The 20,505-nt window shown below is 62.5% G+C and carries 19 protein-coding genes; 9 read left to right on the top strand and 10 right to left on the bottom strand.

Features of this window, described 5'->3' with window-relative positions:
- Nucleotide 1 precedes the first annotated feature (1 nt).
- From EN859_RS24930 to EN859_RS24945, 4 genes are read right to left on the bottom strand one after another with little or no spacing between them, the layout of a single operon-like run.
- Nucleotides 2-436, bottom strand: a complete 435-nt coding sequence (locus tag EN859_RS24930) for a hypothetical protein (protein ID WP_127855469.1) — start codon at nucleotides 434-436, stop codon at nucleotides 2-4.
- Nucleotides 433-1,761 (bottom strand): phosphatase PAP2/dual specificity phosphatase family protein, encoded by a 1,329-nt coding sequence (locus EN859_RS24935; RefSeq protein ID WP_127855470.1) that lies wholly within the window; start codon nucleotides 1,759-1,761, stop codon nucleotides 433-435. The genes EN859_RS24930 and EN859_RS24935 overlap by 4 nt, the downstream gene beginning before the upstream one ends.
- 2 nt (nucleotides 1,762-1,763) lie before the next feature.
- Nucleotides 1,764-3,542 (bottom strand): bifunctional alpha/beta hydrolase/class I SAM-dependent methyltransferase, encoded by a 1,779-nt coding sequence (locus EN859_RS24940; protein ID WP_189502219.1) that lies wholly within the window; start codon nucleotides 3,540-3,542, stop codon nucleotides 1,764-1,766.
- 20 nt (nucleotides 3,543-3,562) lie between these two features.
- Nucleotides 3,563-4,165 (bottom strand): CDP-alcohol phosphatidyltransferase family protein, encoded by a 603-nt coding sequence (locus tag EN859_RS24945; RefSeq protein WP_127855472.1) that lies wholly within the window; start codon nucleotides 4,163-4,165, stop codon nucleotides 3,563-3,565.
- Between the two features lie 858 nt (nucleotides 4,166-5,023).
- On the opposite strand from EN859_RS24945, the gene EN859_RS24950 reads away from it, so the two are divergent.
- Nucleotides 5,024-7,339 (top strand): endonuclease/exonuclease/phosphatase family protein, encoded by a 2,316-nt coding sequence (locus EN859_RS24950; protein ID WP_127855473.1) that lies wholly within the window; start codon nucleotides 5,024-5,026, stop codon nucleotides 7,337-7,339.
- On the opposite strand, the gene EN859_RS24955 is transcribed toward EN859_RS24950, so the two are convergent.
- From EN859_RS24955 to EN859_RS24965, 3 genes are all read right to left on the bottom strand, one after another.
- Nucleotides 7,291-7,800, bottom strand: a complete 510-nt coding sequence (locus EN859_RS24955) for a hypothetical protein (protein ID WP_127855474.1) — start codon at nucleotides 7,798-7,800, stop codon at nucleotides 7,291-7,293. The genes EN859_RS24950 and EN859_RS24955 overlap by 49 nt on opposite strands.
- A gap of 174 nt (nucleotides 7,801-7,974) precedes the next feature.
- Complete coding sequence (locus EN859_RS24960) at nucleotides 7,975-8,211, bottom strand: hypothetical protein (protein ID WP_127855475.1); 237 nt, start codon at nucleotides 8,209-8,211, stop codon at nucleotides 7,975-7,977.
- 39 nt (nucleotides 8,212-8,250) lie between these two features.
- Complete coding sequence (locus EN859_RS24965; RefSeq protein WP_245525692.1) at nucleotides 8,251-9,228, bottom strand: complex I NDUFA9 subunit family protein; 978 nt, start codon at nucleotides 9,226-9,228, stop codon at nucleotides 8,251-8,253.
- Nucleotides 9,229-9,523: 295 nt separating this feature from the next.
- Between EN859_RS24965 and EN859_RS24970 the strand changes: the two genes are divergently transcribed.
- The 4 genes from EN859_RS24970 (at nucleotide 9,524) to EN859_RS24985 (ending at nucleotide 14,954) form a co-directional block, all read left to right on the top strand.
- Nucleotides 9,524-10,450: an oxygenase MpaB family protein gene (locus EN859_RS24970; RefSeq protein ID WP_127855477.1), complete on the top strand. Its 927-nt coding sequence runs from the start codon at nucleotides 9,524-9,526 to the stop codon at nucleotides 10,448-10,450.
- 756 nt (nucleotides 10,451-11,206) lie between these two features.
- Nucleotides 11,207-12,028, top strand: coding sequence for an N-formylglutamate amidohydrolase (locus tag EN859_RS24975; RefSeq protein WP_127855478.1), 822 nt, complete (start codon nucleotides 11,207-11,209; stop codon nucleotides 12,026-12,028).
- 50 nt (nucleotides 12,029-12,078) lie between these two features.
- A complete protein-coding gene (locus tag EN859_RS24980) occupies nucleotides 12,079-13,893 on the top strand; it encodes a flavohemoglobin expression-modulating QEGLA motif protein (protein WP_245525693.1) in 1,815 nt (604 codons plus the stop codon).
- Nucleotides 13,894-13,907: 14 nt separating this feature from the next.
- Nucleotides 13,908-14,954 (top strand): glutathione synthetase, encoded by a 1,047-nt coding sequence (locus EN859_RS24985; RefSeq protein WP_127855480.1) that lies wholly within the window; start codon nucleotides 13,908-13,910, stop codon nucleotides 14,952-14,954.
- A 285-nt stretch (nucleotides 14,955-15,239) separates the two neighbouring features.
- Here the strand turns inward: EN859_RS24985 and EN859_RS24990 are convergent, their stop codons facing one another.
- The gene (locus tag EN859_RS24990) at nucleotides 15,240-15,497 is read right to left on the bottom strand and encodes a hypothetical protein (RefSeq protein WP_127855481.1); all 258 of its coding nucleotides are present in this window, start codon (nucleotides 15,495-15,497) and stop codon (nucleotides 15,240-15,242) included.
- A 63-nt stretch (nucleotides 15,498-15,560) separates the two neighbouring features.
- Between EN859_RS24990 and EN859_RS39590 the strand changes: the two genes are divergently transcribed.
- The gene (locus tag EN859_RS39590; protein ID WP_245525694.1) at nucleotides 15,561-15,866 is read left to right on the top strand and encodes an SDR family NAD(P)-dependent oxidoreductase; all 306 of its coding nucleotides are present in this window, start codon (nucleotides 15,561-15,563) and stop codon (nucleotides 15,864-15,866) included.
- 266 nt (nucleotides 15,867-16,132) lie between these two features.
- Here EN859_RS39590 and EN859_RS38315 read toward each other — a convergent pair whose 3' ends face one another.
- A complete protein-coding gene (locus tag EN859_RS38315) occupies nucleotides 16,133-16,786 on the bottom strand; it encodes a hypothetical protein (protein ID WP_189502221.1) in 654 nt (217 codons plus the stop codon).
- Nucleotides 16,787-16,872: 86 nt separating this feature from the next.
- Between EN859_RS38315 and EN859_RS25005 the strand changes: the two genes are divergently transcribed.
- Both EN859_RS25005 and EN859_RS25010 read left to right on the top strand, forming a co-directional pair.
- Nucleotides 16,873-17,388, top strand: a complete 516-nt coding sequence (locus EN859_RS25005; protein ID WP_245525695.1) for an EF-hand domain-containing protein — start codon at nucleotides 16,873-16,875, stop codon at nucleotides 17,386-17,388.
- A gap of 136 nt (nucleotides 17,389-17,524) precedes the next feature.
- Nucleotides 17,525-17,821 (top strand): hypothetical protein, encoded by a 297-nt coding sequence (locus EN859_RS25010; protein ID WP_127855482.1) that lies wholly within the window; start codon nucleotides 17,525-17,527, stop codon nucleotides 17,819-17,821.
- Nucleotides 17,822-18,299: 478 nt separating this feature from the next.
- Here the strand turns inward: EN859_RS25010 and EN859_RS25015 are convergent, their stop codons facing one another.
- The gene (locus EN859_RS25015; RefSeq protein ID WP_127855483.1) at nucleotides 18,300-19,094 is read right to left on the bottom strand and encodes a DUF899 domain-containing protein; all 795 of its coding nucleotides are present in this window, start codon (nucleotides 19,092-19,094) and stop codon (nucleotides 18,300-18,302) included.
- Nucleotides 19,095-19,526: 432 nt separating this feature from the next.
- Here EN859_RS25015 and EN859_RS25020 point away from each other — a divergent pair, with 432 nt between their 5' ends.
- Nucleotides 19,527-20,411, top strand: a complete 885-nt coding sequence (locus tag EN859_RS25020; protein WP_127855484.1) for an AraC family transcriptional regulator — start codon at nucleotides 19,527-19,529, stop codon at nucleotides 20,409-20,411.
- Nucleotides 20,412-20,505: the final 94 nt, after the last annotated feature.

The following is a 20,505-nucleotide window of genomic DNA, read 5'->3' on the forward strand; positions in this document are numbered from 1 at the left end:
CTCAGAGGAATGCCGCGGCGAAGGATGTAGCCGCGAACAGTCCGAATGCGATGCGCTGCTTGATGACCAGGCGGCGCGTGCCTGCCATTCGCTGGTCGAGCGATCGAGGCACCGCAGCGGTGGTTTTCAGCCGCATGCGCGCCAGCACGTCGTCGACCGCAGCGCCGCCGGCGGTCTCGCTGGCGTGGCTTGCCATCAGTCGAAATAGCAGCGCGTCGAACAACAGCAGGACTGAGAAGGCGAGGGTAGCGACAGCACTTGCCGCGGCAACCAGCCAGGCCGCCGCCGTGAGCGGGCTCGCCAGAGGCAGGGCCACCATGCCGACGAAAGGCGCGGCCATCATTGCAGCCACGATCAGCAGCACCGGCCACGCCGCCTGCACCACCAGCTCGGCGGCGAATGCCGCGGCTTTGTCCTGATAGGCGTCACCACTCATGCCGGCTTGTCCACCCCGATGGCGCCAAGATGCACCGGCCGGCCTGTCGCCGCGAGCTTTTTTCGCGCTTGCGCCACGGTATGCGAGCGGCCGCTGGCGACCAGCCATTCGGCGACGACGCTAGCGCTGCGCTGGAAGCCGAGCGCGCAGCAGACCAGCACCGTGCCATGCTTGCGCGCCGTCTCGATCGCCACCACCGCCTCGGCGAGCCTGTCCTGTGAAGGCGGCAAAAGGTCGAGGACGGCAAGGCTCGTCCAGCGGCCGGAGGCGCGGCGCGGCCTTTCCAGTTCGGCGGCAAGATCGATCACCGTGCCAAAACCGTCGGCCTCGCCGGCGGTCGGGAAGCGGCCGAGGAAAACGCCGTCAGTGACCAGGACTCGCGGCGGCAGCTTGCGCGTCCACATCAACAAATTGACCCTGGCGCCGAGCCGGTAGGGCCAAAGCAACACGCGGCTGGCCAGCGAAACGCCGCCGTCGGACGCTTTCTGGAATACGCGCGGACCAGCCCCGGCATAGCCGAAGGCGACGATGGCCAGCGCCAGCGCCGGCCACAACAGGATGAGCGAGACGGCGGAGACAAGCGCACCGGCAATGGCGCCGGCCAGCGCAAGCGCCGCGCCCAGCGCGTAGAACAGCGTCAGCCGCCGCGCCCTCGGGTCAGAGGTCGGCCGGAAGCCGGCGAACGGCAGCTTGCCGTCGCGCGGGAACAGCCACAGGGCGAAGAAGCCAAGCAGCGCGCCGGTCGGGATATCGATGAAATGATGCTGCCATGTCGTCAGCACCGAGGCGCCGATCAGCAGGCACCAGCCATGCCAGATGGGTCTGGCGATGCCGCCGAGACGGTTTCGCCAATGATCCCAGATGATCACCAGCAGCGCGATATGCAGCGACGGCGCCTGGTTGAACGGCTTGTCGAAGCCGCCAAGCACCGCAAACAGAAAACCCGGCAAGCCCGATGTTTCGGGCCGCACGAACGTCGCCTTCAGCGGGAACAGGATGAAGCAGGCGACGGCAACGAATTGTGCCGTGAGATAGCGGCCGGCAAGGCGGTCGACGCCGCTCCTGGTGTCGTTCAACAGCAGCGACAGGCCGTAGAACAGGTTGATCGACCAGTAGGGCACGATCGTCCAGGCCATGAACGGGATGGCGCGCTCCCAGCCAGAGACGATGCTGCCGACATCGTCGTGCCGCGACGCCAGCCAGTTGGCGAAGCCGTAGGTCGAATAGAATAGCGGCGCCAGCAGTACCAGCCACAGCGCCGCGCGCAGCACGACGCGGCTATAAGGCTCGCGCGTCGGGGCAGGGGCAGGGTCAGCGGCAGGCATGCTCAGACGCGCCGCGCGACCGAGACGGTGAAGATGCCCCACTGGTCGATGCGCTGGTCGAGTTTCTCGAAGCCGGCAGCAGCCACCAGCTGGTCCATCTCGCCTTGCGTGCGCCGCCGCATCACCCAGGCCTGGCCGCCGCGATGCGAGGTCAGGCTGCGTGCGATCATCTCCAGCTGCGGATGCCAGGGCTGGTTGGTGTAGATGAGCATGCTGCCCGGCTGCATCGCCGTGGCCAGCCCACCGAGCGAGCGGGCGATCAGCGTGTTGTCGGAAAACAATTCGTAAAGCCCGGAGACGATGGCAAGGTCCGGCGCCGGCTTCAGCCCGGCAAGCATTTGGGCATCGAAGGCGTCCGCCTGGTTGAATGTGACGCAGGTTGGCAGATGCCGCTCGGCGATCATCTTGCAGCCGAGCCCAACATTCAGCCCGGAATAATCCTGCAGCCGCACGCTCGCCGGCAGCTCGGCGCATTTCGCTACCGCGTCGAGCACGTAGCGGCCATGGCCAGCGGCGATATCGACGACGTGCACCGGCCGGCCGGCGGCCTTCAGCATTGCTGCAGCGCTGCCGATCAGCTCTTCCAGATTGAGCTTGCGCTGGCGGATGCCGCGCCAGCCGATGGCGTCGAGAAAGGTGCGGTCGATCATGCGGCCGAGCGGGCCAGTGCCTCGCGGCTCGTTCTCGTAGACATAATCGAGCGTCGAGCCGGAATCGAAGCCGGTGGCAATCCCGGTCTTCATGCCCGGCGACAGCCAGGCGCCCATGCGAATCGAGGCTCGGCTCATTGCCCAGTAAAGGCCCCTCGGCGACAGCAGCGGCAGCGGCGAGGCCAGCCGGTCGGCCTCGTCGCGGGTGTAGCCGGCACGGTCGGCCCCACGCAGGTCGATCGGTGTCTGCGGCGCGGCGAACTGCCTTTCGAGGAACGGCCTGATCAGGTCGAGCGCTTGGCTGCGGTCGCGCTCGCCCAGCGTGTCGTGGAAGAAGCCGGGCAGCACGTGACGCTCCTTGGCAGGGCTGGCGAGGTTGACGAAGAACTCGTGCTGCGGCCCGTGCCGCACCACCCAGTCGGCGCCCGAGATCAGCAGCTGCGTCGGCACGGTGATGGCGCGGGCATCGGCGACGATGCGCGCCGCGTGGTCGTAGAGCTCGACCAGGATGTTGGAGGCGATCGGCCGCGTGATCAGCGGGTCGGCCTCGAAGGAAGCGATGCGCTTGGCATCGTGCGTCAGCAACTTTGCCTTGACGTAGGAATTGACGAAGAAGCGGCCCTTGATCTTCTGCCACAGCGCGATGCCCTGTTTGGCGAAGGGCACGTAGAGCTTGACCGAGAAGGCCGGCGAGGCCAGCACCAGAGCGCGGATCTCGGGCGCGTAGTCATGCACCCAGGCGGCTGCGAGCACGGCGCCGAAGGATTGCGCGATCAGCGCGATGTCGCGCTTGATGAAACCGTCCTTGCCTATCTCGCGCACGAAACAGTCGATGTCGCGCACCAGGGCGGCAAAGGACGGCGCATAGCCGCGTTCGCCGGCCGAGCGGCCGTTGCCGCGCGCGTCCCAGGCGTAAAAGGCATAGTCGGGCATTGCCAGCTCATCGGCCAGATGCGCCATGCGGCCGCCGTGTTCGTGGCCGCGGTGGAACAGCAGAACCGCGCCCTTGCGGCTTTCGGACAGCGCCGGCCAGTAGCGGTAGAAGATCTCGGTGCCGTCATGGCTCTTGAAGCTGCGCTCCTGCGCCACCCGCTCCAGGCTTGCTGCGGCGGTGATGTTCTCGTGAAGCATGGCTTCCCCCTGGCGGCCGATCATTGACCGCCCGCTTTAAGGCCGCTGCGTATCCGGTTGATGGCGGTCGCCAGCGAGAGTGTAGCCATGGCCGGAAACACAAGCGGGGTGATCGCCTCGACCCACAGGCCGCAGGCGATGAGCGCGGCGATGATGCCGAGCGCCAGCGCTCGGTCGCTCTTGCCGAACGGCCCGGCATAGTTGCGCCCGGTTCCCGCCGCGACGCCGAGCACACCGGCGTATTCGGCGATGACAGCCGTAATGGCGAAGGCGACGACGCCAGATGCCGGGAAGGCGGCGGCAAAAGCCAGGATCAGCGCCAGGTCCGAGACGACGTCGCAGAGTTCGTTGAGATACATGCCGAGCTTCGACGCCTGCCCATGTTCCCGCGCCAGCATCCCGTCGATGGCGTTGAGCGCCATGCGCAAAAACAGCACCACCGGCATCAGCAGGAAGACCGCGCGATGGCCGGCAAACGCCGCGACGAGCAAGCCGGTGGCGACCGAGAGAGCGGCAGCAAGAAGCGTGACCTGGTTGGCGGTGACGCCGGCCCCAGCCAGCCGGTCGGCAAGCGGCCTCAACCTCGCCTGAAAGGCCGGTTTCAGCGCATAGAGCGTCGGCATGTGTGAGCCCCCCGGCCGCGGCGCGAATTGACTTGGCGAGGATGGTCAATCGGCTGACATAACGCAAGGGCAGGGCTGCTTTCCTTCTCCCCTTGTGGGAGAAGGTGGCCGAGCGCAGCTCGGTCGGATGAGGGGTGTTCCACCTTGGCGCCTGCTTACCCCTCACCCGGATAGCCAACCGATTTGTGAAGGGCAAATCGGGGCAGTCCGACCTCTCTCACAAGGGGAGAGGTAAGGGAAGTCCGCGAACCACGGCCGGCTTCCGGTCTGCAGGTCGCAGCCCTGTATGTAGCATGGACAGGAAAGGGCACTTCACAGTCAGCAGCAACCGTCAGTCGAGCCAAGAGCGAGCGGCGCACTGCCACAGGAGGCGAGTGCTGGCCGCTCGTCCGGCGCCGCCGTCGACGCTGTTGTTGCGAAACCCCCCGCCCCGTCACCAACAGCCACGGCCATGGCGTGACCCATGAGTTTGCGAATATCCATTGGCGGCGCGCGCTGTCAACGCCGTCGCGCCGGGGGCGGAACGGCGGTTTTCGGGCCCTCCAGGCCGCCGTGCCGATGCTGTGCGTCCGCGCATTCGCCGTCACGAAAAGCCTGGGAAATGGCGGTTTTCCGCGGTTTTCGCCGGTTCGGCGAATGGCGCACCGGCGGTGGCGTAGCGCTTGAATCGCCACGTTTTTCCTTGGCCGGAGCGCCTTTGCGTCGGGTTTTTCAACCTGACTTTTTTTGGGTGTATTTTCCCCCGGGGTGGCGCCCGCGCTGTTGGTTGTGCCGCCGCCCATCCCGCAGTGTGAACCGCTTCATGGTGCGATCGTGCGAACCGGGGCAGGGGAGTGAAGCCAAAGCGCGGAGGGTGCGATGATCAAGCGTCTTGCATTGGGCTTTTTGCTTTGCCTTTTCCTGGTCGCGCCGACGGTGCTTCGAGCGCAAGAACAGGAGTCGGTCAGGGTTGCGACCTTCAATGCCTATCTGCTCTCGCCGATCTTCAAATGCGGCAATCCGCAATTCGCCGATTGCCTGCTGCAGATCAATGGCGAGACGGAAGCGCAGGCTAATCATCTCGCCGACACCATCCTCAAGGACACAAACCGTTTCGACATCATCGCCATCAACGAGGCCTGGGACGAGGACGCCAAGCAGATCCTCGTCGACCGGCTGAAGCAGAAATATCCGAACTATATCAGGAAGATCGATGCCGACCTGATCAAGCTGCGAGGCGCGACGCTGCAAGCCGTCCTCAACGGCATGAGCCCGGCGGCGGCAGTCGCCATCTACGGGCTGCCGATCGAAAAGATCAACGGCGAGGACAGCGGCCTAATGTTCTTTGCCAATGCCGATTTCAAGTTCCTGCCCCTGCCGGACCAGAGTTTCAAATGGGGCGACGACCAAGGCGAGTCCCTCGATGCCCAGACGCCGGAGGTTGGCTTCACCTTGTTCGAGCCCTGCGGCGGCTTCGACTGCCTGTCGGGCAAGGGCGCGGCCATCGTGCGGCTGCGTCACGAGCCCTCGCAGAGCAACTACACCGTCGTGTTCTCGCACATGCAGGCGGACTATTTCGACAAGGATCCGCCCGAGATCAACACCGCCGCGCGCGAAGGACAGTTCGCCCAGGCAGAAAAGCTGATCGAGACGACCTTGTCGCCGTTGTCGCCATCGCAGCGCCGGCGGGAGCGGGTGCTGATGATGGGCGACCTCAACGTGCCGCTGTTCCACCAGCCTGGAGGCGAATGGGCGGGGCGCTTCGCCAATCCCGGCACCTACTGGACCGACAATTTCTACGATGCCTGGGCTGCAACCGGCTCGACGGCCGATCCCGGCATTTCCAACTATGTCGACGGCGAGCGCTACGACTACATACTGGCCTCACCGAGCCGCTATGAAACCGGCGGCATCGAAGGCCCGATCTGTGTGCAGCACATGACCGTGCCTGTCGATTTCCAGGATCTGGAGAGCGACCACAATATGGTTGCGGCCGACCTCAACCTCGGCAACGATTTTTGCCATCCGCAGATCGCCTACAGGGTCGCGCTGAAGAAGACCAAGGTGAACGGCAAGCCGCGCGAGCAGGAACTCATCGACCATGTCGGCGGCACCAATGTCACCGAGATCCGCTATCCCGGCTCCATGCAATGGTTCCATGTCGTGCGACCCGATGCCGGCACCTATTCGATCGGCCCGGACCGGCCGGACATGAACATGGACATCTATCTGCCGGACAATCTGACGACGCCGATTTCGCGCTACTATGGCGACACCAAGGTGATCGCTGAGGACGAGCGCAAGGTCTTCGTCCAGACCTTCGTTCTGCCGCGCGAATTCTACATCAGGATGAGCGGCAAGGATCGCTTCTTCACCGGCGACTATGCACTGCTGATCCAGCGCCACACCTGCGCGACCAAGGAGGAAGCTTGCCTGCTGCAGCCGGGAGAGGCGCCTGAGATGGCGACCCTGACCGCGGCCGGAAGCCTGTTCGGCACGCAGGACGAGGCCTGGTTCGGCTTCGATGTCGTGGGTGCTGCCGACAGCGGCGCCTACCAGACCGTCAAGCTCGCCGCCGAAGGCTTGCCCGATCCGGACAATTTCAAGGTGACGCTGGAAGACTTCGTCAACACCAATGGCAGCGGTCCGCCGCCGGTCGAGGACAAGGGCACCAGCCGCAAATTCACCGATCAGATGGGTCCAGGCTCGACCGGTTATCTCGTCATCCGCCAAACCTCCGCCGGCACCGCCGACGTTCCGGTCTGGGCCTTCATGGAAACCACGGTCCGCAATCTCGAACTCAAGGCGCTGATCTGCGAGGACGAGACCAATCCCGAGCTCGGCTCCGACGACATCTACACCGAGCTCACCATCGACACCCAGACGACGCGTTTTCCCGCCGGCGGTGAGCTCGAATACGACTGCGACGATTCCGCTGACCACAAGGACTGGCCGAACCATTTCGGCACCGCCAACCTGACCTTCGTCAATCATGCCGGCCTGAAGGTGATCGAGGAGGACGATTCGAGCCCGAACGACCCGAGCCGCTTCAACGATTTTCCCGATCTGCCATCGGGTGTCACCGTGATCGACGGCGTCAAGGCGCCGCTGATCTGGCGCTTCGAGGGCGGCCGCTACCGGCTGAACTACGAACTGCGCCTGCGCCGGAACCAACCGGTGAAGGCTGCTCCATGAGGTTGGCGGAGCGACAGATTGCCTTCGACGCTGTTGTTGCGAACCCCCGCCCCGTCACCCAGATCGGCGGTTTTCGGGCCCTCCGGGCCCGCCGTGCCGATGCTGTGCGTCCGCGCATTCGCTGCCGCAAAAGCTTGAGAAAAGGCGGTTTTCCAAGGTTTTCGGCCGCGGGCGGCGCGCCGGTCTCGATCCAGGCGCTTGAATCGACTTGTTTTTCGCCGGTCGGAGCGTTTTGCGGGGATGTTTTCAACCTGACTTTTTTTTGGGTGGATTTTTCCGGACGCCGGCTCGGCCCAGGCGGCTGCCGCCATGTCGTTGAGAAAGCCGGCAATCCTTGCCGCTGCCTGTGCTTTGGCGAAGGAGAGCAGCCGGTCATGATGGACGACGGGCTCGTCGTTCTCATTGTCCCAGATATCGAACCGGCAGCTTGGGTTGGCTATGGCTTCAAAGCGGTTCTTCATGTCGATGGTCCATGCGTCGGATAAAGCAGCCCTTCCAGCGAAGCGGCGCTGTTCAAGGGCGGGACAAGTTCCTTCGCGCCCGATCGTTTCCGCCTCATCCGGCTGCTCCGAACCGGATATCGAACCGTACGGCGGTCGTAAACTCGACTCGATTGGAGGCCAAAAGCGTTACCATCAAGGTGCGCGATCGGTCAGCGCGCTCGCACCTTCCTCCGCGGCGCAATGTGCACAGCAATAGATGATGTCATCTTGTTCGACCCCATGTCCGATGATCCGGCATCCGCAATGCGGACACGTCGGAGCAAGTTTCTGGATCGCGCATTCGAAGCTGTCGAACGTGTAGGTTTCCTCGGCGATCGTCACTTTGAAAGCCTTGTCGTAGTCATTCCCGCATTGATCGCATCTGGCCATGGTTCTTTTCCTTCTTTCATTGGCTTCAAGCTCGACCAGCTAAGCGGGAGACGAGCGCGAGCCTGCGTCACGAAGCTGTTCGATCAAGCCGATCACCTCGTCGATATCCCGCGGCTCGATGTCGAGTTGCTTCAGGCCCGGCGCGTCGATTGCTGCCACATTGTCGTGCCGCATGAGATCGACCTGGTTGCGCGTTATGGGCGCGGCTGGAAGGAGTTCCGCGGCGCCAGCCAAGACGTTCCACACTGCAAACGGCACCGGCATCAGCCTGACATGCGTATTGAGCTGCCGGGCGATCTCCCGAAGCAGTTCTGTATAGGTGTAGATGCGCGGGCCACCGAATTCGAATACAGATCCCTTGTGGTTTCGCCCGTCGATCAGCCGGCACACTGCTTCTGCGACGTCTTCCACATAGACCGGCTGAAGCCGTGTGCCACCGTCGCCGAACAACGGATAGACCGGCAGGAGGCGTATCAGCCTCACGATGGTCGTCAGGAAAACGTCGTCAGGGCCTGTCATGACGGCGGGACGCACAATGACAGCGCCGGGAAATGCGCTCTCCACGGCAAGCTCTCCGAGCCCACGTGCCCGGATATAGTTCGAGTCCGATCGAGGATCGGAGCCGATCCCCGAAATCTGGATGAACTGGCCGACCTCGCCATCGCGCGACGCGGCGGCGAGATCAGCCGCGGCTTTCGCATGCACGCGTTCAAACGTCCGGGTGCCCTGCTCGACATAAAGGCTGACGGCATTCACGACCGCCTGTGACCCGGCAATCGCAGGGCCGATCGAGGACGCATCCAGTATGTCCGCCGCGACTGCTACGGGCATCCTTGTCGTCGAGGAAAAGTCCGGCCTAGCCGAAGAAAAGACCCGGCCCACGCGAGCCGGATGGCGGGATGCGGCCCGGGCCGTGAAACCCCTTTCCAGGAGCCGCTTCACGATCCTGCGCCCGAGAAAGCCTGTTCCGCCGAACACAGTGACGATCCGTTCCGTGTTGAGATCGTCGGGATCCATTTGCCTTGCCATCCCTTGCCTTCGCATGCCTGCAGCGAGGACTACCCTTGGCCGGCGTATGAACCAGCCTTCGAACGTCAGGGCGGTTGGAGAACAACGCAGGAACGCTTTTGTTCCAGTCGGCGCGGGTCGGTCGAGCCGATCATCATCGGCAACAGGGCAGAACAAGCAGGGTTCATCGGCTTCGCGCCAGGGTGATCATTTGGAACGATAGGAAGACCGAAGACGTTCACGCATACTGCATCCGTCAGGCACAGGTCTAACGCCTGTTGTTCCCAGGGGTCAAAGGCGCACCATGTTTCGCAACTCGGGCACCATTCCTCTGCCTCGTCCGCTTGAGCTTCGTGTGGATGCTCTTGCGCAGTCATTCATGCGCCAGCGGCTCGGATCTCAGATGGACTTCTCTACCCCGGAAGGCGAGCCGGCGCTGTTATCGCCCAACTCCGTGTCCTGGCGTATTTTCAAGAACCCTGTTGCGCTGTTCATCGGCGGGGTTGCGGCGGTGCTGCTCGAATTGGCAGAGCCGCGGGTTCGCGACGCCATTTGGCGGCACAGCAGCTTCCGCTCCCACGCGCTCCGACGATTGCAGCGTACGGGCCTCGCTGCCTTGGTCACGGTCTACGGCCCCCGAACCAAGGCCAAGGCCATGATTGAAGGTGTGGTCAGGATGCATGGGCGCATTTCAGGTCGAACCAGCGAAGGCGAGCCATACCACGCCACCGATCCGGAGTTGCTGGATTGGGTGCAAGCGACGGCCGAGTTTGGTTTCGTGGAGGCGTATCACACCTACGTGCATCGACTGCATTTTTTCGAACGGGACGCGATGTTTGCTGAGTCTCGCCCCATCGCGCCTCTCTATGGTGCGGTCGGCGCGCCCACGTCTCAGGCCGAGCTTTACGCGCTATTCGACGTGATGAGGCCAAGACTCGCCGCGTCGCCGATCGTCTCTGAGTTCCTGGAGATCATGGAGGAGGTTCCCGCCCTGCCGGGAGTGGCTCGACCGCTTCAGCGGCCACTTCTCAAGGCGGCCGTCGAGATCCTACCCCGCTGGGTCCGCAAGCGGTTGGCACTCGGCGATCGCTGGACACCGACGCCGTGGGAGCATGCCTTCGTGAAGACGACGGCTGCAATCTGCGATAGCATCGTGCTCCCCTCATCACCAGCCGTCCAGTCGTGCCGCCGCCTCGGTCTTTCCGAGAGCTATCTCTATCGCCGACGCTAATTCAGGCTTCCAACATTGGCAGGCGTGGCGCTGACCACAATGGTGGCCGGGGCTGCGTTGAGATTTCTCTCGGCCGGTCCTGATATAGGCGACGCCACAACGCGGAAATGGCGGGCCAAGGCCCGCCATTTCCATACCCGATCCGGGCTTCGTGGCGGGGTATTGGTCGTCTGGGGATTCCTGTACACGGTCCCGTGGGATGGTGAAACTATGCGGCAAGTAAGTGTAACCACCGTCAATCCTGGACCGCACCGAAGACTGAGGTATGGCGCGGCAATCAGAACCACCGCAGCACTTGAATTTCGTCTGTGGGTCAATCTTGTCTTCGTACCAATCATGGGCGTTAGCAGTTGTTGCGGCGGCGATATACATTGCCGTGAAGATGAGCCTTCGCATGGCATTCCTAAAGTATTCGGCAGGCGCTGCTCGTTCGAGCGTCTATGTATATTAGCGTTCCACTAAAAATACCATTGGTCTCCGAATGACTAACGCAGCTCCAGCAAGCGGCGCTCGCAACTGAAAGGCGGCATCGGGGTCAGAAACTGACATTGGTGAATGGCAGCTTCTGCCCCCAGAGCTGCCCTTCGTGACGTTGATTTTCTGCCGGAAAGCCCACATTCACCAGAACGAGCTATACTGAAGCGACTGAGGACCGGTCGCAAGTAGACGCCGCAGCCCGCTGATCCAGGGCGGAGCTAACGATCGCTTCTTCGACGGATCGGAACCGTCCGCACTCTCCGCGCATTTCGCTGGACCATGAACAAGACGACTTCCAACAACGATCCGGGCGGATCACCGGCAGGCTGGACAATCAAGGTCGGAGAGTCTCCTATAGTAGGTACAGCAATCCACAGCGGCACCGACATGGGCAGGGCTTGTCGATTGCTCATGCGTCTCTCTGATCCTGACCGGCGTCGAGAAGAGGACCCGTTCACCGAGCGCTTCATCGCCGATTTTCCTACCCAAATCATCGTTCATCGATCGCGCTTCCAAGTAGATCTGAACCGCGCGCGTGAGGCTGCGGTCTACCGGTCGCCAGACCAGTCCTGGGGTCTGAAAGTCTGGCGAGGTCAGCCGGCCGAGGACATCGTAAAGGAGTCTCTCTCCCTTCACGACGCCTTCTACAGTGAGCTGAACCGTGTCCTCGCCGGTATCGAGAAGCACTATGGCAGGTTCGTTCTTGTCGACGTCCATAGCTATAATCACCGGCGCGACGGGCCGGAGGCTATGCCTACGTCTCGCGACGTCGCGCCCGACATCAACATTGGAACGTCTTCTATGGACCGCCAGCGCTGGGCGCCGGTTGTCGACGCTTTCATCGAGACGCTTCGCGGCCACCATCTCAACGGCGAGCCGATCGACGTGCGCGAGAATGTGTCCTTCCAGGGCAAGGGCGAACAGACTCGTTTCGTCCATGCCAATTTTCCAGAAACCGGGTGTGCCATCGCGGTAGAGTTCAAGAAGATTTTCATGGACGAATGGAGCGGCGACCCCGACTGGGGAACAATCGAACGGCTGCGCGCCATGCTGGCGTCTACGGTGCCCGTCCTGGAGTCGGCGCTGCGGGGCATGCAATGAAGCCCAAGCTCGTTGAGCCCGCACCTCCGTTGGCGCAAATCGAATCGGACTTGGACGCGCTTTTTCGGGACGGCAAGCCGATCCGGCGCGAGTTCGGCAACGGCAACCGTTTGCACTTGGATCGGCCGCTGCCCTTTCTGTGTGTCCATGTTGGGTCGCATCAGGATGCGGCATTCCATGCCGTCTCCGCCAACGCGTCCTATCTGATCGCAGCCGACATTGGCCTCGCCGGCGAGGTCGCGCGGCTGGTAGCGCGAATGATGCGGGATCACTGCGGCGCATTCCTCGTGCTGGACATCGGCGAGTTGGCCAAAGACCGGTTCCTGACGGAGGATGTTCCGTTCCTACCGCCTTTCGAGATCGCGCTGGCCTGCGGCGACACCGCGGCGGAGAAGGCTGCACTCAAGCGCTTCGCCACCGCTGCGTCCGCACGCGAAGCAAAATACCGCACGCCCCGCGTGGACGAACTCAACCCCACGACACCCGCCGAAGCACGGCTCTGGGATGAGCTCGGTGATGCAGCGTGCCTGACGGTACGCTTCGCACCGATCTACCGGGTGCCGGGCACCAAACGCGTCTACCCTGAACTCCACGACCTCGTTGTCGCCAACATGGTCGATTCCGCGCTTCAGGCCGTCAGCGCCTTCCTGAAGGCATCAGGGCTGGAACAGCCGGCAACCCATCGTTCACTGGGGCGCCGCGCCTATATCGACGCAGTCGTGCGCGCTGATCGGGCGATCGACGATGTCGCATCGACGTTCGATTTTCTGCTTGCCGTCACACCGATCAATGCCGAACCAGCCTGGCTGGAATTCCAGGCAGGCGTCTTCGAGCGTGTGCCCGCATTGCTCTACAGGCCGCTCGAGTTCGAGGTCGCCGCCCAGAAACGGAAGCTCTATTCGATCTCGCTCGATCATCTGGAAGATCCACTCCTGACCAAACTGCTCTCCGAAAAGCAGCAGGAACTCGATCTCCAGCTGTCGATGCTCGCGGCACGCGAAACGCCCCGCTTCGTCGAACTCGGACGAGCACTCTATGGCGGCGTCGAGCCGAGCCTGGCGGCAAGGGCACGCACCATTCTCGAAAAGGCGCCGCGAGTTGCTTCGGCGGCCCGGCAGAAGGGCCTGGGTGCTGACGCCGTTGCCGCGGCCGCGCGAGACATGATCGCCGGATACCGGGCAGCCTACCCCGAATTCGATGCTTCCGTGGAGATCCGCGGCGACCTGCCGGCCGGCCTCCTGGTCTCTCGAAACCGACTACTGGTTTCGCGCGATACCAACCTTCCATCGGAGCGTCTGACTGCGCTGCTTAGTCACGAGATCGGTGTTCATCTGCTGACCTATTTCAACGGTGATGCGCAGGGGCTCGCCATCTTCCGCAGCGGGCTCGCCGGCTACGAGGGTATGCAGGAGGGACTGGCCGTGCTGGCGGAATATCTTGTCGGCGGCATGACCGCAACGCGCTTGAGGCTGATCGCAGCCAGGGTCATCGCATGTCAGGCGATGCTCGACTCCGCAACGTTCGAGGAAGCCTTCCGCATTCTCCAAAGGGATTTCGGTCTCGATGATCGGAGCGCCTTCAACGTCGTTCTGCGTGTCTATCGAGGCGGTGGCCTTGCAAAAGACGCCATCTATCTGCGCGGCGTGGCGCAGATCCTCGATCATCTGAAGAACGGCGGCAGTCTCACTCCCTTCTGGATCGGCAAGATCTCCGCCGCGCATTTCGGCGCTATCCAGGAACTTAACGCGCGCGGCCTGCTGCGAGCGCCACGCCTCGAACCTGCGTTTCTCTCTTCCGACGCGGCGCGTCCGCGCCTCAAGAAAGCGATGGCGGGGATCGATCCGATCGATATGGTTGAAACTTGAGCGGAGCCTCCTCATTGCGTATTGCGTTCTTTGTCAATTCCATTGAGAGCGAGACGCCCGGCTATACGACGACAACGTTGGCTCTGGCTGCAGTCCAGCGCGGCCATTCTGTTGTCTATGTTGAACCGGGCGACTTCATACTGCGTCCGGATGACAGTCTGGTTGTCAGCGTCGTGGTCGTGCCGGATGCTCCCTACAAGACGGCCGATAAGCTGTATGCTGCCCTGAAGGATGCCGCGAAGCAGAAAAAGACCTTCGCGATAAGCGATATCGACATTTTGTTTCTGCGCAACGACCCGTCGCTGGACGCCACCGATCGACCATGGGCCGCCAACGCAGGCATTATGTTCGGGCGGCTTGCAGCGGAACGCGGCGTCATTGTCGTCAACGATCCGGACGGTCTAGCGCAGGCACAGAGCAAGCTCTACCTTCAGACTTTTCCCGAGGTGGTTAGGCCGGCGACCCTGATTTCGCGCAGTATTACTGAGATCCGCGCGTTCATCGACAAACATGCGAAGGGCTGCATCGTCAAGCCACTCCAAGGGTCGGGTGGCAAGAACGTCTTCCATATTGCGACGCCTACTGATTCCAACCTCAACCAGATTTTCGAGGCGGCCAGCGGTGACGGCTATCTCATCGCGCAGGTCTACATTCCGGAGGCTAAGGCTGGTGATGTGCGTCTTTTCCTGATGAACGGCCTGCCGCTGGCGCGCGATGGCAATTACGCAGCCTTTCGCCGCGTTCCAGCCAAGGGCGACGTCCGGTCCAATATCCATTCCGCCGGAACCGCCCGCAGGGTCAAGGTAACGGGCACGATGTTGGGCATTGCCGAGATGGTCCGCCCCAAGTTGATCAGCGACGGCATGTTTCTAGTTGGGCTCGACATCGTCGGCGACAAACTTCTGGAAATCAACGTCTTCACGCCAGGCGGGTTGGCACGGCTCGCCGTCATGTACAAGACGGATTTTGCCATAAGCGTCATTGTTGCGTTGGAGGAGAAGCGGACGCTGCGACAAGCCTATGGAGAGACCATGCCGAATTCGCGGCTGGCGACGTTCTGAGGAACGCAGGCAAGTCGGCCATCAGACCAGCCTGGGCGAAAGTGGCGGCCGGCTGATCGGCTCGGAACTAGTGGCCGAACGGGCTGAGGTTGTCGCGAAGCTCCTGTTTAGTGGCATGTCCGACAATGATTGCATTGCGTAGCGCAGACGACAGGCTTGAAGAAGCGCCTCAATGGTCGGCTCGTGGCGCGTTCCGGAAGTGGCTCCGACCCTGACCGACTTCCGGAGTTTCAACCTAAGTGGACTCTCGTCAGCCACCGCGCAACGTGTTTATGAGTTCTCAACCTAGTTGGCGCCGCCTAGCTGTTTGGTCGTCTTGCAGAAATCATTGTGCTGCTTGTCGATGGTCTGGTCGCTGCATTCCTTCCACGTGCGGGCCCAGTCCACGTGGCTCATGGCCATTCCGGCCTCCGACTTCGTCGTAGTCATGCTGGTATCGGTGAAGAAGGCTGTCTTGTATGGGCTGTCGAGCGCGCCGGCAAGAGCCGTACCGCTCAGCATCGAAAGCACCATCGTGCTCAGGCAGATCATCTTGATGTTCATGGTCAACTCCTCTTGTTAATCTTAAGATCGTCATGCCTGGTTCACGATCCAAATCGGCGTCTCATGGCGGCGGCGCAAGCATTGCGCGCCGAAGGCCTTGACGTTCATTGGCTTGAGATCGACGTCACAAACGAGGAAAGCGTAGCGGCCGCCGCCAACGCCGTCGGCGCGGAGGGGTCTTGCCTCGACGTGCTGGTGAACAATGCCGGCGTTGCCATCAACTACGACCTGCCGCCGGGCCAACAGCGTATTGCCGATATCCAGGCAACTCATGACGTCAATGTGTTCGGCCCGATCCGGGTGACCCAGGCATTCCTGCCGCTGCTGCTTGCCGCGCCCGCCGCCCTGGCAGCTCCAAGACGGCCTTGAACGCCGTCACCGTGGCCTTCGCCGGGAGCTCGCGCCGCAAGGCATCAAGGTCAACGCCGCGGCGCCCGGCTACACCGCCACCGACCTCAACGGACATAGAGGCCACCGCACCGTGCAGCAGGCGGCTGAGATCGTCATACGCCCAGCGACCTTGGACACCGATGGCCCGACCGCCGGGTACTTCAACGACGATGGCCCGCTTCCCTGGTGAATCGAGCCAAACCCGCGCCATCACAGCGCGGCGGTTTGGATGCGACGGTCATTGCTCAGGCCGGACTTTCTCGCAAAAGCGCCCAAATCCAACCGGCGAACGTGACGACCAGGAAGGGGTAGGCGAAGAACGGCAGCGGCGACGCGGTGGGCAGCACTTGCTCGCCCCAGAAAATCCTTGCCGCGGTGATCAGGAACAAGGCTGAAGCGACGATGCCGAACGTCCGAACCCAGATCGGGAATTGCCTTGGCATGCTGATGAGCAGGAGCCCGGTCGCCCATAGCGCGACGCCGGCGCCGAATGAAGGGACGCTGGCGCTCGCGCCCGCCGCCGTTCCCGACAATATGACGCCCTCGCCGATGCCGAACACGAGAAAGCCGCCAGAGACGATCTCACTTCCCATCTTGTGGAATTTCAAAGTCAGCAAAGCACAAGCCATCACAAGTCCACAACTATCGATGCCCCATGCCACAGCCTGCAGGTTTGGCTGAGAGGTCATCGTCCCGGCCAAGCCGAATACCCCGCCGAGCGCTAGACCGGTTGCGGCCAGGATGTTTAGCGAACGCTTGGATCCTTCGATGCCCGACATGAACCAATCCTCCCAACGCCACGTCATGAGCCAGGCACTACTGTAACTGCCGTATTGCTGCGCGCCAGCACGAATAATTGCGTAGGCTTGCGGTCGATCGGAATTGCAAGCAACGGCCATCTTCTGGCCCGTCAGGAACCAAGACGACAGCAGCGGGTTTGGCTGGATGCCGACACGCTCGGCCCACCATCTATCCAAGGGAGGACATGATGACATTACCAACCACAACTGCAGCCGTTGCCGCGCTGTTGACTTTGTTGGCCTCGCCGGCGCTGGCGCAGACGAGCGGGACACCTGCGCCCGCAGTTCAGGAGCAGGGCGCCGAAAAATCGCCGGACAACGCTCAGACCCAAAACTCGATGCGCGAAATGATGCGGCAGATGATGAGCGAAATGATGCAGGAAAGAATGCAAGGGGACCGCGGCGCGCCAGAAGAACGGCGCGGTGGCGACCGCTGGCATCGCGACCATAGAATGGGCCCGCCTGAAGGGCGCGGGATGAGAGGCCGCGGTGGCATGGGAGGCGGGATGATGCACGGTGCGGCCATGCGAATGATGTTTGCTGTAGTGGACGCCGACGGCGATGGCGCGCTTTCGCAGAACGAGATTCAGGATTTCATCGGGCGGATATTCAACGCCGTCGACGACAATAGCGATGGCGCCGTCGACATGGAGGAAATCCAATCCTTCTTCCACGGAGGACGCGACGAGGCCCCCGAATAAATCCATCGCCGGTTGTCCCATGCAGTACGTGCCAGGTTCAGAGGCGTCCTACTGCCAACGCCGTAGAGCAGCGGGACGGCTGCCAGACGCCCAGCACGACGGGGAGCCGGCGTCAGCCTGAGAAGGAAACCTAGCGATGATCATGCGAATTTACCGGGGCACAGTTTTCGCCGGTAATGAACACCTCTGGCAGGATCGCGTCGAGAAGCTTTCGATACCTTGGCTTAAGAAGCAATCCGGATTGATAACGTTCTATCCAGGTAAGCCAATGGCTGAGAGCGGCAGCCGTACCTTTTGTATGTGCATGATCTGGGAGAACGTCGAGGCTATTAAGGCAGCCGTTGGACCAAGCTGGAAACAGTCGATCTATATGGGGGACGAAAGAGCGTTAGTTGAGTCGTCGTCTCTTGAGCATTTTGAAATCTACCAGTAGGCATACGATGTGGCGTAGAGAATGGCAGCCGATGCGGGGCATGAGGCTGCGGAAGGTGGGAACCCGCCGATTCTCAATTATACGGGCAGATCATTTGGATGCAGTTGAAAGTCTGGAGCCGGCCTTTCATCTTGAGGCCGTCGCGCTTGCAGGCCCATTGGATCGAGAACCATCGCGGATGGGCTGTTGGTCAAGGACATCAAAACGACGCACAGCGTCATGACGGCGCTGCGTCGGAAACTGGAGGGAGACGCGGATGCGGAAGAGCAAGCCTGACCGCTACGGCACCGTAGCGGTCAGTATTCACTGAGCGCAACTCTGTGTCGCCGGCGCTTGCTTTATGGCGCGCCGGGCTTTTTCAACAATATCCGCCAGTTCAGGTCATTCGCGACCGCTCTAGCGGATCTTCGCTACGGCCGATCGCAAACCCCTCAGACCGACTGTCGCCGCCCGTCGGATCCACCGGAACGGGCTTGGCTCACGGCTTCGAGCTCGTGTCCTGGTTCCGGAACGCCGCCTCTCCGGCGTCCGACACTTCCACCCACTTTTTGTCGGGCGTCGCGTCGGCGTCGTAGTTGTCGTGCCAGTTCCACCATTTGTAGGTCGGGGTCTGCGGATAGCCCTCGGGCGAGTCCTCCCAGACCTCCTGGCGGCCGAGCGGTGTGATGTCGAGGTAGCTCCAGACGGTCCCCATCGCCTCGTCGCCGCGGTTGTTGATGAAATAGGTACGGAAAATGCGCTCACCGTCGCGGATGAACACGTTGTGGCCGTGCCACTCGTCGACGCCGAAGTCCTTATCGAAGCTGTCGGTGATGGTGTACCAGGGCATCTCCCAGCCCATCCGCTTCTTCAGGCGCGCGATGTCCGCCTGCGGTGCGCGCGAGGCGTAGACCAAAGTGGTGTCGCGGGCGTTGAGATGGGCGAGGTGGCCGACCTGATCGGCCCCGAGCGAACAGCCGCGGCAGGCGTGATCGGGCCAGCCGTACACCCCGGGCTCGAAGAAGGCGCGGTAGACGATCAGTTGACGGCGGCCCTCGAACAGGTCGAGCAGGCTCGCCTTTCCGTCAGGCCCCTCGAACGCATACGTCTTCTCCACCGCCATCCACGGCATCCGCCGGCGCTCGGCGGCCAGCGCGTCCCGGGCGCGGGTCTGGGCCTTCTCCTTCACGAGCAGCTGCTCGCGGGCGGCCTCCCACTCCTGTGATGACACGACCGGTGGTGTGTGCATGGCAGACTGTCCGCCCTTCCGTCCGTTCTCGGCTGATTTGGTCATGATTTTTGAACCTCCTGATTTCCGCGAATTCCCGCGCCTCATGGCCGAAGCGCGGTTCCATTCGCTGCTCATCGCTCGTTGTTGATCGTGATAGTTTGGCAGTGGAAAGCGAACAGTGGGAGTAACAAGTGTGGCGGTATTCCGATGGGGTCGCTGATGACAGCCGCGGCGCGCGTTCGCCCTGGGTCCGCGACGCGTCACCAGCCGACACTTGGCACTCCCGAATCTTCGACTGCATCCGACAATGTCTCGTCTGCGACCGCAAAACCGCCAAAAATGTCAAAAAAGTATCAGTCAGGTGGACAAGCCGTGGTGGCGGCTTCGTCAATTGCCGCCTAAGCTTTGATCGTAGCAGAGAGCGGCAAACGCGGCCTGCGGGACAAGGGCGCAGCAACTGGTCGTACGACCGGACCGGCGCCGGGAGGAATGAGGATGAATCCAGACCTGGAAGTCGTCCAGATCAGACGTGGCGAGTCGTTCAAGGCCTGGGCCCACGGCTACCCCTTCCACACCGTGCGCTGGCATTTCCATCCCGAATACGAAATCCATCATGTCGTCGCCACCACCGGCCGCTATTTCGTCGGCGACTTCATCGGCGAGTTCGAGCCGGGCAACCTCGTGCTCACCGGTCCCAACCTGCCGCATAACTGGGTCAGCGACGTGCCGGCCGGCTCTTGCGTGCCGCTGCGCGGCCGCGTCGTCCAGTTCTCCGAAGAGTTCATCGCCGATGCCACGGCCGCACTTCCCGAGCTTGCCGCGTGCGCCGGCATCCTCGAGCTCAGCCGCCGCGGCGCGCTGTTTTCCACCGCCACGGCGGAGCTTGCCGGTCCGGTGCTGGCCGAACTCGTCGAGGCGCAAGGGATGCGCCGCATCGCGCTGTTCATGACGCTTATGGATATATTGAGCCGCGCCGCCGACGTGCAGCCGCTGACCAGCGCCGGCTATCTGCCCGACCCCTCGGGCTTCATGTCGGCCGGCATCAACCAGGCGCTCGCCTACATCAACGCGCGTCTGACCGAGCCGTTCAGCGAAAGCGACCTCGCGGCCATCGCCGGGCGCAGCCCCAGCGCCTTCTCGCGCAGTTTCCGCCGCCACACCGGCATGGCGCTCGTCCAGTACGTCAACCGGCTACGCATCAACCTCGCCTGTCAGCTGCTGATGAGCGAAGCGCAGATGTCGATCACCGAGATCTGCTACGCCGCCGGCTACAACAACATCTCGAATTTCAACCGCCAGTTCCTGGTGCAGAAAGGCATGTCGCCTTCGCGCTTCAGGGCCTTGCTGGCAGAAAACATAAGCGCGGAGATTGCCGCCTAACAGGGAGGGCCGGGAGGAGCCGAAACATTACGGAGAGAAAGGACGCGGGGTGCGTGGGAGGCGCCCCGGGCTGGAGGTCGCTTGTCCTGAAATC

The sequence above is a fragment of the Mesorhizobium sp. M00.F.Ca.ET.216.01.1.1 genome (genome assembly GCF_004010325.2).
Lineage (GTDB): Bacteria > Pseudomonadota > Alphaproteobacteria > Rhizobiales > Rhizobiaceae > Mesorhizobium.

Bases quoted from the DNA above. Each gene is read 5' to 3' on its own strand.
- EN859_RS24965 (WP_245525692.1), bottom strand. From the start codon at position 9,228: ATGGATCCCGACGATCTCAACACGGAACGGATCGTCACTGTGTTCGGC.
- EN859_RS24970 (WP_127855477.1), top strand. From the start codon at position 9,524: ATGTTTCGCAACTCGGGCACCATTCCTCTGCCTCGTCCGCTTGAGCTT.
- EN859_RS24940 (WP_189502219.1), bottom strand. From the start codon at position 3,542: ATGCTTCACGAGAACATCACCGCCGCAGCAAGCCTGGAGCGGGTGGCG.
- EN859_RS24990 (WP_127855481.1), bottom strand. From the start codon at position 15,497: ATGAACATCAAGATGATCTGCCTGAGCACGATGGTGCTTTCGATGCTG.
- EN859_RS39590 (WP_245525694.1), top strand. From the start codon at position 15,561: ATGGCGGCGGCGCAAGCATTGCGCGCCGAAGGCCTTGACGTTCATTGG.
- EN859_RS24950 (WP_127855473.1), top strand. From the start codon at position 5,024: ATGATCAAGCGTCTTGCATTGGGCTTTTTGCTTTGCCTTTTCCTGGTC.
- EN859_RS25020 (WP_127855484.1), top strand. From the start codon at position 19,527: ATGAATCCAGACCTGGAAGTCGTCCAGATCAGACGTGGCGAGTCGTTC.
- EN859_RS38315 (WP_189502221.1), bottom strand. From the start codon at position 16,786: ATGGCCGTTGCTTGCAATTCCGATCGACCGCAAGCCTACGCAATTATT.
- EN859_RS24930 (WP_127855469.1), bottom strand. From the start codon at position 436: ATGAGTGGTGACGCCTATCAGGACAAAGCCGCGGCATTCGCCGCCGAG.
- EN859_RS24955 (WP_127855474.1), bottom strand. From the start codon at position 7,800: ATGAAGAACCGCTTTGAAGCCATAGCCAACCCAAGCTGCCGGTTCGAT.
- EN859_RS24945 (WP_127855472.1), bottom strand. From the start codon at position 4,165: ATGCCGACGCTCTATGCGCTGAAACCGGCCTTTCAGGCGAGGTTGAGG.
- EN859_RS25010 (WP_127855482.1), top strand. From the start codon at position 17,525: ATGATCATGCGAATTTACCGGGGCACAGTTTTCGCCGGTAATGAACAC.
- EN859_RS25005 (WP_245525695.1), top strand. From the start codon at position 16,873: ATGATGACATTACCAACCACAACTGCAGCCGTTGCCGCGCTGTTGACT.
- EN859_RS24935 (WP_127855470.1), bottom strand. From the start codon at position 1,761: ATGCCTGCCGCTGACCCTGCCCCTGCCCCGACGCGCGAGCCTTATAGC.
- EN859_RS24975 (WP_127855478.1), top strand. From the start codon at position 11,207: ATGAACAAGACGACTTCCAACAACGATCCGGGCGGATCACCGGCAGGC.
- EN859_RS25015 (WP_127855483.1), bottom strand. From the start codon at position 19,094: ATGACCAAATCAGCCGAGAACGGACGGAAGGGCGGACAGTCTGCCATG.
- EN859_RS24960 (WP_127855475.1), bottom strand. From the start codon at position 8,211: ATGGCCAGATGCGATCAATGCGGGAATGACTACGACAAGGCTTTCAAA.